This window comes from Pseudomonas sp. MAG002Y, assembly GCF_019400845.1.
In the GTDB taxonomy this organism is placed as follows: domain Bacteria; phylum Pseudomonadota; class Gammaproteobacteria; order Pseudomonadales; family Pseudomonadaceae; genus Chryseomonas; species Chryseomonas luteola.
Genome location: NZ_WOEJ01000001.1, coordinates 125,903 through 140,680, shown reverse-complemented (window position 1 = coordinate 140,680; position 14,778 = coordinate 125,903). Strand labels below are relative to the sequence as shown.

18 protein-coding genes and 1 pseudogene are annotated in these 14,778 nt (G+C 53.7%); 18 read left to right on the top strand and 1 reads right to left on the bottom strand.

From position 1 onward, the window contains the following. Positions 1-145 precede the first annotated feature (145 nt). The 5 genes from petA to GM154_RS00665 all read left to right on the top strand — a co-directional run bounded on the left by petA (position 146) and on the right by GM154_RS00665 (position 3,795). The gene (petA, locus tag GM154_RS00685; protein ID WP_010797311.1) at positions 146-742 is read left to right on the top strand and encodes a ubiquinol-cytochrome c reductase iron-sulfur subunit; all 597 of its coding nucleotides are present in this window, start codon (positions 146-148) and stop codon (positions 740-742) included. Continuing rightward, a complete protein-coding gene (locus tag GM154_RS00680) occupies positions 739-1,950 on the top strand; it encodes a cytochrome bc complex cytochrome b subunit (RefSeq protein WP_010797312.1) in 1,212 nt (403 codons plus the stop codon). The genes petA and GM154_RS00680 overlap by 4 nt, the downstream gene beginning before the upstream one ends. Beyond that, entirely contained in the window at positions 1,950-2,678 is a 729-nt protein-coding gene (locus GM154_RS00675) for a cytochrome c1 (protein WP_139208861.1), read from the top strand. The genes GM154_RS00680 and GM154_RS00675 overlap by 1 nt, the downstream gene beginning before the upstream one ends. 75 nt (positions 2,679-2,753) lie before the next feature. Further along, positions 2,754-3,371 (top strand): glutathione S-transferase N-terminal domain-containing protein, encoded by a 618-nt coding sequence (locus GM154_RS00670; protein ID WP_219650607.1) that lies wholly within the window; start codon positions 2,754-2,756, stop codon positions 3,369-3,371. Between the two features lie 13 nt (positions 3,372-3,384). Continuing rightward, positions 3,385-3,795: a ClpXP protease specificity-enhancing factor gene (locus GM154_RS00665; protein WP_219650606.1), complete on the top strand. Its 411-nt coding sequence runs from the start codon at positions 3,385-3,387 to the stop codon at positions 3,793-3,795. A 34-nt stretch (positions 3,796-3,829) separates the two neighbouring features. Here the strand turns inward: GM154_RS00665 and suhB are convergent, their stop codons facing one another. Further along, positions 3,830-4,645, bottom strand: coding sequence for an inositol-phosphate phosphatase (gene suhB, locus GM154_RS00660; RefSeq protein WP_010797316.1), 816 nt, complete (start codon positions 4,643-4,645; stop codon positions 3,830-3,832). Positions 4,646-4,780: 135 nt separating this feature from the next. Between suhB and trmJ the strand changes: the two genes are divergently transcribed. From trmJ to GM154_RS00595, 13 genes and pseudogenes are all read left to right on the top strand, one after another. After that, positions 4,781-5,554 carry a tRNA (cytosine(32)/uridine(32)-2'-O)-methyltransferase TrmJ gene (trmJ, locus tag GM154_RS00655; RefSeq protein ID WP_026003925.1) on the top strand — a complete coding sequence of 258 codons (774 nt, stop codon included), beginning with the start codon at positions 4,781-4,783 and terminating at the stop codon, positions 5,552-5,554. Positions 5,555-5,687: 133 nt separating this feature from the next. After that, positions 5,688-6,185 carry a Fe-S cluster assembly transcriptional regulator IscR gene (gene iscR / locus GM154_RS00650; RefSeq protein ID WP_010797318.1) on the top strand — a complete coding sequence of 166 codons (498 nt, stop codon included), beginning with the start codon at positions 5,688-5,690 and terminating at the stop codon, positions 6,183-6,185. Between the two features lie 31 nt (positions 6,186-6,216). After that, entirely contained in the window at positions 6,217-7,431 is a 1,215-nt protein-coding gene (locus tag GM154_RS00645) for an IscS subfamily cysteine desulfurase (RefSeq protein WP_010797319.1), read from the top strand. A 28-nt stretch (positions 7,432-7,459) separates the two neighbouring features. Further along, positions 7,460-7,846 (top strand): Fe-S cluster assembly scaffold IscU, encoded by a 387-nt coding sequence (gene iscU, locus GM154_RS00640; RefSeq protein WP_010797320.1) that lies wholly within the window; start codon positions 7,460-7,462, stop codon positions 7,844-7,846. 10 nt (positions 7,847-7,856) lie between these two features. After that, entirely contained in the window at positions 7,857-8,180 is a 324-nt protein-coding gene (gene iscA / locus GM154_RS00635; RefSeq protein ID WP_074827960.1) for an iron-sulfur cluster assembly protein IscA, read from the top strand. Positions 8,181-8,188: 8 nt separating this feature from the next. Beyond that, positions 8,189-8,710, top strand: a complete 522-nt coding sequence (hscB, locus tag GM154_RS00630; protein WP_122043296.1) for a co-chaperone HscB — start codon at positions 8,189-8,191, stop codon at positions 8,708-8,710. A gap of 44 nt (positions 8,711-8,754) precedes the next feature. Continuing rightward, positions 8,755-10,614: a Fe-S protein assembly chaperone HscA gene (gene hscA / locus GM154_RS00625; protein ID WP_219650605.1), complete on the top strand. Its 1,860-nt coding sequence runs from the start codon at positions 8,755-8,757 to the stop codon at positions 10,612-10,614. 7 nt (positions 10,615-10,621) lie between these two features. After that, entirely contained in the window at positions 10,622-10,960 is a 339-nt protein-coding gene (gene fdx, locus GM154_RS00620; RefSeq protein ID WP_010797324.1) for an ISC system 2Fe-2S type ferredoxin, read from the top strand. Between the two features lie 11 nt (positions 10,961-10,971). After that, positions 10,972-11,172 (top strand): annotated as a pseudogene (iscX, locus tag GM154_RS00615) (Fe-S cluster assembly protein IscX). An 89-nt stretch (positions 11,173-11,261) separates the two neighbouring features. Further along, complete coding sequence (gene ndk / locus GM154_RS00610; RefSeq protein ID WP_010797326.1) at positions 11,262-11,693, top strand: nucleoside-diphosphate kinase; 432 nt, start codon at positions 11,262-11,264, stop codon at positions 11,691-11,693. A 15-nt stretch (positions 11,694-11,708) separates the two neighbouring features. Further along, a complete protein-coding gene (gene rlmN / locus GM154_RS00605) occupies positions 11,709-12,854 on the top strand; it encodes a 23S rRNA (adenine(2503)-C(2))-methyltransferase RlmN (protein ID WP_019365644.1) in 1,146 nt (381 codons plus the stop codon). 17 nt (positions 12,855-12,871) lie between these two features. Beyond that, positions 12,872-13,633, top strand: a complete 762-nt coding sequence (gene pilW, locus GM154_RS00600; protein WP_374940292.1) for a type IV pilus biogenesis/stability protein PilW — start codon at positions 12,872-12,874, stop codon at positions 13,631-13,633. Next, complete coding sequence (locus GM154_RS00595) at positions 13,630-14,652, top strand: RodZ family helix-turn-helix domain-containing protein (protein ID WP_010797329.1); 1,023 nt, start codon at positions 13,630-13,632, stop codon at positions 14,650-14,652. Before pilW ends, GM154_RS00595 begins: the two co-directional genes overlap by 4 nt. The last annotated feature ends 126 nt before the right edge of the window (positions 14,653-14,778 follow it).

Below are 14,778 nucleotides of genomic sequence, written 5' to 3'. Positions count from 1 at the left end.
CTGGGTTTTTTTTGCCCTGCGTCTGTTGCCTAGCTATGTTTGGGCAGGTTTGGCTAAAGCAGATGAATAGGTTCTCTCGTTGAATTTAAGTATCCTCTGCCTTCGCGTGACATGGCTTGGTTGGTGGTGGCCGAAGGGGCTTTGAATGAGTGATGGGGGTGTCAATCAGGGGCGTCGCCGACTATTGGTGGCGGCAACCTCGGTAATCGGCGCAGTGGGGGTCGCTGGCGCCGCTATCCCGTTTATTAAATCATGGTCTCCAAGTGCCAAGGCGAAAGCCGCTGGCGCTCCGATAAGGGTCAATATTTCCAAGTTGGAGCCGGGGCGGCAAATTGTTATTGAATGGCGTGGTCAGCCTGTTTTTGTACTCAGGCGTGGCGCAGATGCATTGGAGCGCCTGTCGAGGTTGGAAAATCAGCTGGCTGACCCTGATTCTCATGACTCAATACAGCCCGATTATGTAAACAGTCGCTTGCGTTCAATCAGGCCGGATGTGCTGGTCGTGGTAGGTGTTTGCACTCATTTGGGCTGCTCCCCGATCTTTAGGCCGGAAGTTGCTCCTGCTGACCTAGGAACGGAGTGGTTGGGAGGATATTTCTGCCCGTGTCATGGCTCACGCTATGATCTGGCTGGAAGGGTATACAAGGCGCAGCCTGCGCCGCTCAACCTAGTGGTCCCGCCTTACGCTTACGAGTCTGAGCATATTATTGTGATAGGCATGAGTCAAAAGGAGGCGGGATGAGCAGATTGAAGGCTTGGTTAAATGCTCGGTTTCCTGCTTCGCGTTTATGGAGCGAGCACCTAAGCCACTATTACGCACCCAAGAACTTTAATGTCCTTTATTTTTTTGGATCCCTGGCCTTGCTTGTCCTGTTCAACCAATTGGTAACAGGCATTTGGTTGGCGATGAGCTATACCCCCACGGCAGCAGGTGCCTTTGCTTCAATTGAATACATCATGCGCGATGTCGATTACGGCTGGCTCATTCGTTATCTGCATTCAACAGGCGCCTCAGCTGTTTTTATTGTTGTCTACCTGCATATGTTTCGAAGCCTGCTCTATGGGTCTTACCAAAAGCCGCGCGAGTTAGTCTGGGTCTTTGGCATGTTGCTGTATCTTCTACTCATGGCCGAGGCGTTCATGGGATACCTGCTGCCTTGGGGGCAGATGTCTTATTGGGGGGCTCAGGTAATCATCGCTCTGTTTGGCGCCATTCCTGTGGTGGGCGAAGACCTGGCGCAATGGATACGCGGCGATTACCTAATTTCAGGTATTACGCTCAATCGCTTCTTTGCGCTGCATGTTATCGCGCTGCCACTACTGCTGGTCGGATTGGTGGTGCTGCATATTCTTGCCCTGCACGAAGTGGGTTCCAATAATCCGCTGGGGGTGGATATCAGAAAAAGCCTTGATGAAACGGGTAGGCCGCTTGATGGTATTCCCTTTCATCCGTATTACACCGTCAAAGACCTAATGGGTGTGGCGGTCTTTCTCTTTATCTTCTGTAGCGTGGTTTTCTTCTTTCCTGAAGGTGGTGGTTATTTTCTAGAGAGATCGAATTTTGAAATTGCCGATCCGCTGAAGACGCCTGAGCATATCGCTCCAGTTTGGTATTTCACGCCTTTTTACGCGATGCTTCGAGCTGTGCCTGACAAGCTGGCCGGCATCATGATTATGGGAGCAGCTGTTGCCGTCCTATTCGTAGTGCCCTGGCTAGATCGCAGTCCTGTAAAATCGATGCGCTTCAAAGGATGGATGAGTCGATTGGCGCTGTTGCTCTTTTGTATGGCCTTTGTAGCGCTTGGCGTACTAGGGGTTCTTCCCCCTACGTCTGAACGGATTTTTCTATCTCGCTTGGCTACTGTGCTGTACTTTGGCTATTTCGTCTTCATGCCGTTTTACACCCGTGTCGAGCGGGTAGGTCTGGTACCTGAGAGGGTAGTAAGGTGATGCTGTTCAGGCTAATGGCATTGCTGGTGCTCACGTGTATGCCATTAGCCCTGAAGGGGGCGGAAAATGTTCCGTTTGAGAAGGTTCGCGTTGACCTTTCTGACAAGGCCGCCCTTCAGGAAGGGGCGCGCACCTTTGTTAATTTTTGTATGGGGTGTCATGGCGCCCAGTATCAGCGTTATGAGCATGTAGCTAGGGACCTTTCCATTCCTGAGGATGTTCTACAAAAAACACTGATTTTTACTGAGGCCAAGCCAGGCGATCACATGACTTCAAGTATGCGTGCTGAGGATGCAATGGGCTGGTTTGGCGCCGTACCTCCTGATTTGACGCTGGTGGCTCGCGTTCGAGGGGAAGACTGGCTGTATCACTATCTCAAAGGATTTTATGAAGATCCCTCCAGGCCCTGGGGCGTGAACAACCTCGTATACCCCAATGTAGCCATGCCAAATGTCCTGGGCGCTTTGCAGGGCCGTCAGGCCTGTCTGCCTGTAGAAGAGAATAGCGCAGGCAGTTGCAGGGAGCTTGTTGTCATTTCAGGGACAGGATCGCAAACCGCTGAGCAGTTTGACCAAACGGTTCGCCATCTTGTGGCTTTTCTAGCGTATTCAGCGGACCCGAATAAAGAAAAGGCTGAGCGGATTGGCGTTTATGTTCTGGCGTATCTGGCAATTCTTTTTGTATTTGCCTACCTGCTCAAGCGAGAATATTGGAAAGACGTCCAATGATGTCTGTTTTTAGTGGGATCTGTGCCGTGAGGTGCGATCGTTTGCCCTGTTTGGGGCTGCACAGCGAAGAAGTGTATGGCTAATGTAACGCGTCTCACCTGTTTTTCTGACTCTAGGGATCCGTACTCGCATCGTGTTCGCCTTGTGCTTGCCGAGAAGCAGGTCGATGTGGAGGTTAAAGATATCGATCCTGCCAGGTATCCGGCAGCACTGGCTGATGCGAATCCCTACAGAACGCTACCTGTTCTGCAGGATCGTGATCTTGTGTTATATGACTCGACCATCGTGCTGGAGTATTTGGAGGAGCGTTATCCCCATCCTCCGCTATTGCCGGCTTACCCTGTTGCTCGAGCACAGATGCGATTGCTCATGCATCGCATCCAGAAGGATTGGTGCGACAACGCTGATCTCATCATGAGTCAGCAAAAGGGAAGTGGTGATGTTCAGCAGGTCCGCCGGCAGCTCGCCAGCAGTCTTACTTCGGTTGCTCCTCTTTTTGCAGACAAGAAATTCTTCTTAAATGAGGAAATGAGCTTGGTTGACTGCTATTTATTGCCTTTGCTCTGGCGTTTACCTGGCCTGGGTGTTGAGTTGCCGCGACAAGCCAAGCCGATTTTTGATTATATGGATCGCCATTTCGTCCGCGATACCTTTCAGGCGAGCTTGTCGCCAGTTGAGCGCGAGATGCGCTGATAGGAGGAACATAATGAATTCAAGCCGTCCCTATTTGATTCGGGCGCTGTATGAGTGGATCGTGGATAACGATTGCACACCGCATATCCTGGTCAATGCGGACTATCCGAATGTGCTGGTTCCGCCGGGCTATGCCAGTGACGGTCAGATTGTTCTCAACGTTGCGCCAGGAGCTATTCGCCAATTGCACATGGATAACGAAGCCGTGAGTTTCGATGGGCGGTTTGGTGGTGTAGCCCATAGTCTCTATGTGCCCACCCAAGCTGTTCTGGCTATCTATGCGCGCGAAAATGGGCAGGGGATGGTGTTTGATCTGGAGCCTTCTTCTCCAGATGATGATCCCAAGGGTAAGCCGGAAGGTTCTGCGCCTAAGTCGGCGCCAAGCAAGCCGCAAGGGAGGCCTAGCCTGAAAGTAGTTAAGTAAAACGAAACCGCCCACATCAGTGGGCGGTTTTCATTCAGCGCTTCAGTGAGGCGGGTAGGTGAGGTTGCAGCGTAGTCAACAGTGCCTTGAAGCACTTGGTGTTGCCTGCTACTACATGGCCTTTTTCAAGGTAGTCATGGCCGCCATTGAAGTCGCTGACCAGACCACCAGCTTCCTGAATCAGTAGCGCACCTGCTGCCATATCCCACTCGGATAGCCCCATTTCCCAGAAGGCGTCGAATCGACCGGCGGCCACATAAGCTAGATCCAATGCAGCAGATCCCGCGCGGCGAATACCTGCGGTTTGGGTGCTCAGGGTGCGGAACATGCCTAGATAATTATCCAGGTAGTCCATATTGCTGGAGCGATACGGGAAGCCAGTGCCGATCAAGGCACCCTCAAGGCTTTTACGAGTGCTGACACGCAAGCGTCGGCCATTGAGAGCGGCGCCACGTCCGCGACTGGCGGTAAATTCTTCCTGACGAACCGGGTCCAATACAACGGCATGCTCGATGCGGCCGCGATACTTGCACGCGATGCTGACAGAGAAGTGCGGGACGCCATGAATGAAGTTGGTGGTTCCATCCAGCGGATCGACGACCCACAGATAATCAGCGCCATCACCCTGGCCTTCGATGAGTCCGGACTCCTCGCCTAGAAAGCCGTGGTTGGGGTAAGCCTTGCGTAAAACGTTGAAAATAGCTTGTTCGGCGGCCCGGTCGACCTCGGTCACGAAATCGTTGGCGCCTTTTTCGTCGATAGCGATGAGGTCCAGGCGCTCGATTGAGCGAAAGATCAATTCACCGGCACTACGAGCTGCGCGCAGCGCAATGTTCAGCATGGGCTGCATGAGAAACCACCTGGTTGTAAAAGAAAGCCGGTTATTCTAGCAGAAAAGAATGCAGAGAGCGGTTGCCTTGTCGGCATGAATGGTTTTGCGCAAAGGGGTCCGGTAAGATTCGCACCTTTAAAGAGGGGGTGCTACTTGCTCGAGAACATACGCGTTGTCCTAGTTAACACAAGCCATCCTGGCAATATTGGCGGTGCGGCTCGCGCCATGAAGAACATGGGATTGAAGCGGCTGTATCTGGTGCAGCCTGAGCAGTTCCCCCATGGCGATGCCGTAGCGCGCGCATCCGGTGCCACGGATGTGCTGGATAATGCTTGTGTTGTCGAAACGCTGGAAGATGCGCTGACAGGGTGCAGCGTTGTTCTGGGAACCAGCGCAAGGGATCGCCGTATCCCCTGGCCGCTGCTCGATCCCCGTGAGTGCGCACAAACGTCGCTGCAGCATGCCGAGGTGGGTGGGGAGGTGGCGCTGGTATTTGGTCGCGAATATGCAGGTCTGACGAATGAAGAGCTTCAGCGCTGCAATTTTCATGTTCATATTCCTTCTGATCCGGAATTTGGCTCTCTGAATCTTGCGGCTGCGGTACAGGTGCTCGTCTACGAGGTACGCATGGCATGGTTGGCCCTTCAAGGGCAGCCCACCAAGATGAACAAGGTCGAAAGTACGGCCATGCTCAATACCCAGCTGGTCACTGTTGAGGAGTTGGAGCTGTTCTATCGCCATCTCGAGGAAACGCTTATCGATATTCGTTTTCTCGATCCCGAGAAGCCTCGCCATCTCATGTCTCGCCTACGCAGGCTTTATGGGCGCAGTGCAATCACCAAGCTGGAGATGAATATCCTTCGTGGTGTTCTGACCGAGACGCAAAAGGTTGTTCGTGGCGAAAAATGCAAAACTGATGATGTCTGAAGGCCAGTTTTAGCCGAGTGCGCCAACGCCTCTGGTCGGCTTTAATGGTTGACTGAATCGATAGGACTTATAGTTGACTTAAATAGTCAGGAATTGCATACTTGACCTATCTAAAGTACATCCTGGTTTTGCCATGAGACTGACAACCAAAGGACGATACGCCGTCACCGCCATGCTTGATCTGGCGCTGCATGCGCAGCGTGGACCGGTCTCCCTGGCTGACATCTCTGAGCGCCAAGGTATATCGCTTTCCTATCTTGAGCAGCTGTTTGCCAAGTTGCGCCGTGGCACTTTGGTAACCAGTGTGCGTGGACCGGGCGGTGGTTATCAACTGTCGCGCGATATGCAGGACATTCATGTCGCTCAGGTCATCGATGCCGTAAACGAGTCTGTCGATGCTACCCGCTGTCAGGGGCAGGGCGATTGCCACTCCGGTGACATATGCCTGACGCATCACTTGTGGTGCGATCTGAGCGAGCAGATTCATACGTTTCTCAGCGGTATTACGCTAGCGGATCTAGTCGCGCGTAATGAGATACAAGCTGTAGCGAACCGTCAGGACAAGCGAGTGTGCAATAGCCGAACTCGTGCCTCGGACATTGAAAAGATTGAAGCGTCCGCTATTGAGTGAGCCGGCCGCCAGCCTGATATAGGAGTTACCGATGAAATTACCGATTTATCTTGATTACTCTGCAACTACTCCAGTCGATCCACGTGTCGCTCAGAAAATGAGCGAGTGTCTCTTGGTAGATGGTAACTTTGGTAATCCAGCCTCGCGCTCGCACATGTTTGGCTGGAAGGCTGAAGAAGCGGTCGAGAATGCTCGCCGTCAGGTTGCCGAGCTAGTGAATGCCGATCCACGTGAAATCGTTTGGACATCCGGTGCGACCGAATCGGATAACCTGGCGATCAAAGGTGTGGCTCACTTCTATCAGAGCAAGGGCAAGCACATCATTACGTCGAAGATCGAGCACAAGGCCGTATTGGATACGACTCGCCAGCTCGAGCGCGAAGGTTTTGAGGTGACTTACCTAGAGCCGGGCGAAGATGGCCTGATCACGCCGGATATGGTTGAAGCAGTATTGCGTGAGGACACCATTCTGGTTTCCCTGATGCACGTCAATAACGAGATCGGCACCATCAATGACATCGCTGCGCTGGGCGAGCTTACGCGTGCCCGTGGCATCCTGTTCCATGTGGATGCTGCTCAGTCAACCGGTAAGGTTGAGATCGACCTTGAGACGCTGAAAGTTGACCTCATGTCCTTCTCGGCACACAAGACCTATGGTCCGAAAGGTATTGGTGCGCTTTATGTTCGTCGTAAGCCGCGCGTTCGTCTTGAGGCGCAGACCCATGGCGGCGGTCACGAGCGTGGTATGCGTTCCGGTACGCTGGCGACTCACCAGATCGTCGGGATGGGCGAGGCCTTCCGAATTGCCAAGGAAGAGATGGCGCAGGAAAACGTTCGTATCAAGGCGCTGAGCGATCGTTTCTACAGCAAGCTTCAGGATATGGAAGAGCTGTATGTAAACGGCAGTCTGGTTTCACGCGTACCGCATAACCTGAACTTGAGCTTCAACTATGTAGAGGGTGAATCCCTGATCATGGCGCTCAAGGATCTGGCGGTATCGTCGGGTTCGGCCTGTACTTCGGCCTCGCTTGAGCCTTCCTATGTGCTGCGCGCGTTAGGCCGTAACGATGAACTGGCTCATAGCTCCATTCGTTTCACCTTTGGCCGTTTCACGACCGAAGAAGAAGTTGATTACGCCGCCGAGAAAGTGCGTGATGCAGTAACCAAGCTGCGTGAACTTTCTCCGTTGTGGGATATGTACAAAGAGGGCGTTGACCTGACCACAGTTGAATGGCAGGCACACTAAACCGCTCCTGATGAGTGAGGATTGAGAAATGGCTTACAGCGATAAAGTAATCGATCACTACGAAAACCCGCGTAACGTTGGCAAATTCGATGCCGAAGATCCTGACGTCGGAACAGGCATGGTTGGTGCGCCGGCGTGTGGTGATGTCATGCGTCTGCAGATCAAGGTCAACGATCAGGGCGTCATCGAAGATGCACGCTTCAAGACCTATGGCTGTGGCTCTGCCATCGCTTCCAGCTCGCTCGCTACCGAGTGGATGAAGGGCAAGACCATCGATGAGGCAGAGGCGATCAAGAACTCCATGATTGCTGAAGAGCTAGCTTTGCCTCCGGTCAAGATTCACTGCTCGGTTCTGGCCGAAGACGCCATCAAGGCGGCGGTGCAGGACTATAAGCAGAAGAAAGGTTTGGCTTGAGGAGGCACTGATGGCCATTAGCATGACTGAATCTGCTGCACGTCACGTGCAGCGTTCTCTGGAAGGACGCGGCAAAGGCGAAGGTATCCGTCTGGGCGTACGTACCACCGGATGTTCGGGCTTGGCCTATGTGCTGGAATTCGTTGATACGCTGGCTGAAGAAGATCAGGTGTTCGAAAGCCATGGCGTCAAGGTCATCATTGATCCGAAGAGCCTTGTCTACCTTGACGGTACCGAGCTGGACTTCGTCAAGGAAGGACTCAACGAGGGATTCAAGTTCAATAACCCTAACGTGCGCGGTGAGTGTGGCTGCGGCGAAAGCTTCAACGTTTGAGGTCGCCCGTGGGAACGCCTTGTCACTTTGCCTTGTTCGATCTCAAGCCGTCTTTTGCGCTTGATCTCGAGCAGCTTTCGAGTCGCTATCGTGAGCTTGCGCGTACAGTGCATCCTGATCGCTTTGCCGATGCCCCCGAGCGGGAGCGGCGACAGGCACTGGAGCGTGCGGCGCAGTTGAACGAGGCGTATCACGTTCTCAAGACTCCCTCGCGGCGAGCCCGTTACCTGCTGTCGCTTCAAGGGCATGAAATGCCTGTTGAGGCGACTATCCAGGATCCCGACTTTCTCCTTCAGCAGATGCAGTGGCGTGAAGAGTTGGAAGAACTGCAGGATGAGGGGGACGTTGATGGTATCGCGCCCTTCAAGCAGCGTTTGAAGAAATCCCAGGCTGAACTCGAGCATGAGTTCGATTCGTGTTGGGAGAACGCTTCGAAACAGGAAACTGCAGAACGGCTTGTTCGCCGCATGCAGTTTCTCGACAAGCTGAGCAGCGAAGTGCGTCAGTTGGAAGAGCGCCTCGACGATTAATCTGGCGCCTGCTTAAAGGCGCCCCTAGCACAAGCTGAATAGCAATGGCTTTATTGCAAATTGCCGAACCTGGAATGGCTCCCAAGCCGCATCAACGCAAGTTGGCGGTAGGGATTGATCTGGGCACTACGAATTCTCTTGTCGCTGCCGTGCGCAGCGGCGTCTCTGAGCCGCTTCCTGATGAGCAGGGCGGTGTCATTCTTCCCTCAGCCGTTCGCTATTTGGAAAAGGATATTGAAGTAGGGGATGTAGCCAAGCAAAGTGCTGCACAAGACCCTTTCAATACGATTCTTTCCGTAAAGCGCTTCATGGGTCGCGGTCTGGCTGATATCAAGCAATTGGGCGAGCAGTTACCCTATCGATTCGCTGAAGGCGAGTCCCACATGCCTTTCATTGAGACGATACAAGGGCTCAAGAGCCCTGTTGAGGTCTCAGCCGAAATCCTTCGTGTACTGCGTTCGCGTGCAGAAAAGACCCTGGGTGGTGAATTGGTTGGCGCGGTAATAACCGTTCCGGCTTACTTTGATGACGCGCAGCGCCAAGCGACCAAGGACGCTGCCAAGCTGGCCGGTTTGAATGTGTTGCGGCTGCTTAACGAGCCCACCGCAGCGGCAGTGGCCTATGGGTTGGATCGTGGTGCGGAGGGCCTCATTGCGATCTATGACCTGGGTGGCGGCACATTTGATATTTCCATCTTGCGTTTGAGCAAAGGGGTTTTCGAAGTCCTGGCTACCGGAGGTGATAGTGCCTTGGGTGGTGATGATTTTGACCATGCCATTGCGACCTGGGTAATCGAACAGGCGGGGCTGTCTACTAATCTGTCGCCCTCGGAGCAACGTCAGTTACTGCAATTAGGCTGCATGGCCAAAGAGCAATTGTCGGCGCAACCTACTGTTACGCTCAGTTACGGTACCTGGCAGGGCGAGCTTACTCGCGAGCACTTTGAAACACTGATCGAGCCGTTGATCGCGCGAAGCCTGAAAGCTTGCCGTCGCGCAGTGCGTGACTCTGGTTGCGAGCTTGAGGAAGTCAAGGCGGTAGTCATGGTGGGTGGCTCCACTCGCGTGCCGCAAGTCCGATCCGCAGTGGCCAGACTGTTCGGTCGCGAGCCACTGACGGACATTGATCCGGATAAGGTTGTTGCCATCGGTGCGGCCATTCAGGCTGATACCCTGGCGGGTAACCGTGGTGGCGAAGAACTCTTGCTGCTGGATGTCATTCCGCTCTCCCTTGGGCTTGAAACCATGGGCGGTTTGATGGAAAAGATTATCCCGCGTAACACGACCATACCTGTGGCACGTGCCCAGGATTTCACAACGTATAAAGATGGCCAGTCAGCCATGATGATTCATGTGCTGCAGGGTGAGCGAGAGCTGGTGAAAGATGCTCGTTCGCTGGCTCGTTTCGAGCTGCGCGGCATTCCGCCTATGGTGGCTGGCGCTGCCAAGATCCGTGTGACTTTTCAGGTAGATGCGGACGGCTTGCTGAGCGTCTCTGCGCGAGAGCTCTCCAGTGGTGTGGAAGCCAGTATCCAGGTCAAGCCATCCTATGGTCTGACGGATGGTGAAATCGCGCGTATGCTGCAGGATTCTTTCCAGAATGCCGGCGATGACATGAACGCTCGCGTGCTACGTGAGCAGCAAGTCGAGGCGCAACGTCTTCTAGAGGCGGTCCAGGCGGCTGTCGCTGAGGACGGCGATCGTTTGCTGGACGCTGAAGAGCGTGAAGTTATAGAGGCCGAGATCGACAAGCTAAAGAGTCTTGTCGACCATTCAGATGCCTCTGCTATTGAAGTACAAACCAAGCGTCTTTCCCAAGTGACCGATGCATTCGCGGCTCGCCGGATGGATGCATCGATCAAGGCGGCCCTGGCGGGTCGTCGTCTTAACGAAATCCAGGAGTAAGTTCACCATGCCGCAGATCGTTTTTCTGCCCCACCCAGAGCATTGCCCCGAGGGCGCGGTGATCCAGGCCGAAGAAGGTGAAACCATTATCGATGCAGCGTTGCGCAACGGTATTGAAGTCGAGCATGCCTGTGAAATGTCTTGTGCCTGTACGACCTGCCATGTCGTCGTTCGTGAAGGCTTTGGCTCCATGGAGCCGTCTGACGAGCTTGAAGATGACATGCTGGACAAGGCATGGGGACTGGAGCCGGAGTCCCGGCTGTCCTGTCAGGCAAAGGTTGGCACTGCCGACTTGGTCGTTGAAATTCCCCGCTACACCATCAATCAGGTATCGGAACGTCACTAAGGAAGATCATCATGGCGATGAAATGGGTCGATGTGCTGGATATCGCAATCGCTCTTTCCGAAGCTCACCCGGATGTGGATCCCCGCTATGTAAATTTCGTGAATTTGCGTAACTAGGTCACCGCACTGCCCGGGTTTGACGATGACCCCCAGCGGGGTGGCGAGAAGGTACTCGAAGCCATCCAAGCTGCGTGGATTGAAGAAGCGGACTAACCTATTCTTCGTTAGCCTACGCTTTTGACCGAAGCCCGCGTATAATCCGCGGGTTTCGTTTTTGCTAAATGCCCAACTTTGGAGTTGTCATGTCTGTTCAACGCACCCTTTCTATCATCAAGCCGGACGCTGTAGCCAAGAACGTCGTTGGTGAAATCATCACTCGCTTCGAAAAGGCTGGCCTGCGCGTTGTGGCCGCGAAGATGGTTCAGCTCTCCGAGCGCGAAGCCGGTGGCTTCTATGCTGAGCACAAAGAGCGTCCTTTCTTCAAGGATCTGGTGTCCTTCATGACTTCCGGTCCGGTCGTTGTTCAGGTTCTGGAAGGCGAAAACGCCATTGCCAAGAACCGTGAGCTGATGGGCGCTACCGATCCCAAGAAAGCAGACGCCGGTACCATCCGCGCTGATTTCGCTGTTTCCATCGATGAAAACGCTGTTCACGGTTCTGATTCCGAAGCATCGGCTGCCCGTGAAATTGCTTACTTCTTCGCTGCAACTGAAGTTTGCGAGCGCACTCGCTGATCCACAGGTGAATCCATGAGTAATACAGTCGGCAAGACTAACCTGCTGGGGCTTACCCAGCCACAAATGGAGCAGTTCTTCGAGTCCATCGGAGAGAAGCGCTTTCGTGCCGGCCAAGTGATGAAATGGATTCACCACTTTGGCGTTGATGATTTTGACGCCATGAGTAATCTCGGCAAGGCCTTGCGCGAAAAGCTCAAGGCCTGCGCCGAGATTCGTGGCCCCGAAGTAGTAAGTGAAGATATTTCGGCGGATGGCACCCGCAAGTGGGTCATTCGTGTGGCTTCCGGTAGCTGCGTTGAGACGGTTTACATTCCTCAGGACAAGCGTGGCACGCTGTGTGTTTCGTCACAGGCAGGCTGTGCACTTGACTGCAGTTTCTGTTCGACCGGAAAGCAAGGTTTCAATAGCAATCTCACGGCTGCCGAAGTCATCGGCCAAGTGTGGGTTGCCAACAAGTCATTTGGTACTGTGCCGGCCAAGATCGACCGTGCCATTACGAACGTCGTGATGATGGGCATGGGTGAGCCGCTGCTCAATTTCGACAATGTCGTAGCTGCCATGCAAATCATGATGGATGACTTGGGTTATGGAATATCCAAGCGCAAGGTAACGCTATCCACGTCAGGGGTAGTGCCCATGATTGAGGAGCTGGCCAAGCACGTCGATGTGTCTCTGGCGCTGTCGCTGCATGCGCCCAACGACGCCTTGCGCAACGAGCTGGTACCGATCAATCGCAAGTATCCTCTGGCCATGCTGCTGGATGCCTGTCAGCGGTACATTGGTCAGCTGGGTGAAAAACGTGTTCTGACCATTGAGTACACTCTACTCAAGGACGTCAACGACCAGCCCGAGCATGCTGTGCAGATGATTGAATTGCTGCGCAACGTGCCCTGCAAGATCAATCTGATTCCTTTTAATCCTTTCCCTCATTCCGGTTACGAGCGCCCCAGCAAGAATGCGGTGCGTCGCTTCCAGGAACTCCTGCAGCAGGCCGGTTTCAATGTCACCGTGCGTACTACGCGTGGCGATGATATCGATGCAGCCTGTGGGCAGCTGGTAGGAAAGGTTATGGACCGTACTCGACGAAGCGAGCGGTACATTGCTGTACGCCAGTTGAATAATGAGAACGATGCGGCTTTGGGTGTTCGCCAGAATTAATTAAAAGGAGAGGGTTAGTGATGTTGCGTGCAGTATTGGCTTTGGCAGTTGCAGGACTTTTAACCGGCTGCGTCACTACTGGCTCTACTGACCCTCTGAGTACGGAAAAAGGTCGTGATCATGCCCGGGACGCCTACATTCAGTTGGGTCTGGGCTATCTGCAGGAAGGAAACACCGAGCAGGCCAAGATCCCGCTGAAACAGGCCCTGCAGCTTGACGCCTCGAGCGCCGATGCCCATGCCGCGCTGGCATTGGTGTTCCAGACCGAGATGGAGCCCAAACTGGCTGACGAAGAATACCGCAAGGCCATGTCAGCACGCCGTAACGATTCCCGTATTCTCAATAATTACGGAAGCTTTCTTTTTGAGCAGAAGCGATACAGCGAAGCCTACGATCGTTTCATAGAGGCCTCGCAGGATCCTTTGTACCCTGAACGCTCGCGAGTCTTTGAAAACCTCGGTTTAACTGCGTTAAGGTTGAATAAGCCCGAATTGGCACGCCAGTATTTGGAGAAGTCGCTGAGACTGAACAGCAACCAACCCAAGGCTTTGCTGGAAATGGCGCAGCTCTCTTATGCGGCTCGTGAGTATGTACCTGCACGTGGGTATTACGAAGCATTTAGCCGTATTTCGCCCCAGGATGCGCGTAGCCTTTTACTGGGCATCCGTCTGGCCGAAGTATTCAACGATCGCGATACGGCTGCCAGTTATACCTTGCAATTGAAGCGGCTTTATCCCGCTTCTGAAGAATATAAACAACTTCAGTCGGAGCAACGATGAGTAATGTGCAACCTGAGGCTGTAATGTCAGCTCGTGGTAATCCAGGCGACATACTGCGCCAGGCTCGCATTTCCAATGGGTGGAGCATCGCTCAAGTGGCTGCTCAGATGAATCTGAGTGGGCATGTCATCGAGTTGCTGGAAGCTGGGGACTATCAAAAGCTGCCAGGGCATACGTTTGCCCGCGGTTATGTCCGCTCCTATGGGAAGCTGCTGGGGCTTGATCAGGCTGAGCTTGTAAAGGTCTTCGATCAGTACACAGGGACCGATGCCAAAGGCAGTACGGTTCACACCATAAACCGTGTTGAAGAACCGGTGCGCTTGTCGCGTAATGTCCTGCGTATCGTCAGCTTTATTCTGGTCGTTGTTATCATTGGGCTTGGCCTGTTCTGGTGGCAGGAGCGCTCCGGGCTTGGTATGGGCGGTAATGGCCTTAGCCTTGAGCATGTCGAAGTAGAAAGCGCAGACGGCACTACTGAAATTCATACGCTTGATGAGCCTGAAGATCAGGCGGTGGCGGAAGCTCAAAAGGCTGAGGTGCCCGCTGCATCAGAGCCAGGTGTGCCCGCTACACCGACTGCTCCCGCTGCCAATGCTGTTGCGCAAACGCCTGTGCCTGTAGCGAATACCGCTTCCGGTGCGGCAGCCAATGGCGCTGCGAATGCTGCTCCTGCTGCGGCCGCTACACCGACTACTCCGGTTGTATCGACCGATGCTGCGCTTGCGCCTACCACGCCGCCAGCCGGCGAGACTGCGCCAGCGGCAGGGCAGGGAGGCTTGAGCATTCAGCTGGTAGCGGACTGCTGGATGCAGATCACAGATGCGTCGGGGAAAGTTATTTACAGTGGCCTCAAACGAAAGGGTGATACCCTGCAGTTTGAAACGGTAAAAGCTCCTGTGGAGATTCGTTTAGGCTACGCACGAGGTGCGCAAATTACCTATAACGGCCAGCCGGTAGACATCAAGCCCTATGTACGTGGGGAAACTGCTCGCTTCAAAGTAGGGCAGGCGTCTCAGTAACCAGAATTGCAGTACGATCAAAGCGGCATCATTCTGCCGCTTTGATTTTATTATCGGATCATATTTTATAGTTCTCTGGTTTTAACCAGTCTCCGTAAGGATCTGGTATTTATCAGGAAGAAGAGT

What these genes read in the sequence shown, in the direction of transcription:
- petA (WP_010797311.1), top strand. Translation starts at nt 146, where the DNA reads ATGAGTGATGGGGGTGTCAATCAGGGGCGTCGCCGACTATTGGTGGCG.
- GM154_RS00680 (WP_010797312.1), top strand. Translation starts at nt 739, where the DNA reads ATGAGCAGATTGAAGGCTTGGTTAAATGCTCGGTTTCCTGCTTCGCGT.
- GM154_RS00675 (WP_139208861.1), top strand. Translation starts at nt 1,950, where the DNA reads ATGCTGTTCAGGCTAATGGCATTGCTGGTGCTCACGTGTATGCCATTA.
- GM154_RS00670 (WP_219650607.1), top strand. Translation starts at nt 2,754, where the DNA reads ATGGCTAATGTAACGCGTCTCACCTGTTTTTCTGACTCTAGGGATCCG.
- GM154_RS00665 (WP_219650606.1), top strand. Translation starts at nt 3,385, where the DNA reads ATGAATTCAAGCCGTCCCTATTTGATTCGGGCGCTGTATGAGTGGATC.
- suhB (WP_010797316.1), bottom strand. Translation starts at nt 4,645, where the DNA reads ATGCAGCCCATGCTGAACATTGCGCTGCGCGCAGCTCGTAGTGCCGGT.
- iscR (WP_010797318.1), top strand. Translation starts at nt 5,688, where the DNA reads ATGAGACTGACAACCAAAGGACGATACGCCGTCACCGCCATGCTTGAT.
- GM154_RS00645 (WP_010797319.1), top strand. Translation starts at nt 6,217, where the DNA reads ATGAAATTACCGATTTATCTTGATTACTCTGCAACTACTCCAGTCGAT.
- iscU (WP_010797320.1), top strand. Translation starts at nt 7,460, where the DNA reads ATGGCTTACAGCGATAAAGTAATCGATCACTACGAAAACCCGCGTAAC.
- iscA (WP_074827960.1), top strand. Translation starts at nt 7,857, where the DNA reads ATGGCCATTAGCATGACTGAATCTGCTGCACGTCACGTGCAGCGTTCT.
- hscA (WP_219650605.1), top strand. Translation starts at nt 8,755, where the DNA reads ATGGCTTTATTGCAAATTGCCGAACCTGGAATGGCTCCCAAGCCGCAT.
- fdx (WP_010797324.1), top strand. Translation starts at nt 10,622, where the DNA reads ATGCCGCAGATCGTTTTTCTGCCCCACCCAGAGCATTGCCCCGAGGGC.
- ndk (WP_010797326.1), top strand. Translation starts at nt 11,262, where the DNA reads ATGTCTGTTCAACGCACCCTTTCTATCATCAAGCCGGACGCTGTAGCC.
- rlmN (WP_019365644.1), top strand. Translation starts at nt 11,709, where the DNA reads ATGAGTAATACAGTCGGCAAGACTAACCTGCTGGGGCTTACCCAGCCA.
- GM154_RS00595 (WP_010797329.1), top strand. Translation starts at nt 13,630, where the DNA reads ATGAGTAATGTGCAACCTGAGGCTGTAATGTCAGCTCGTGGTAATCCA.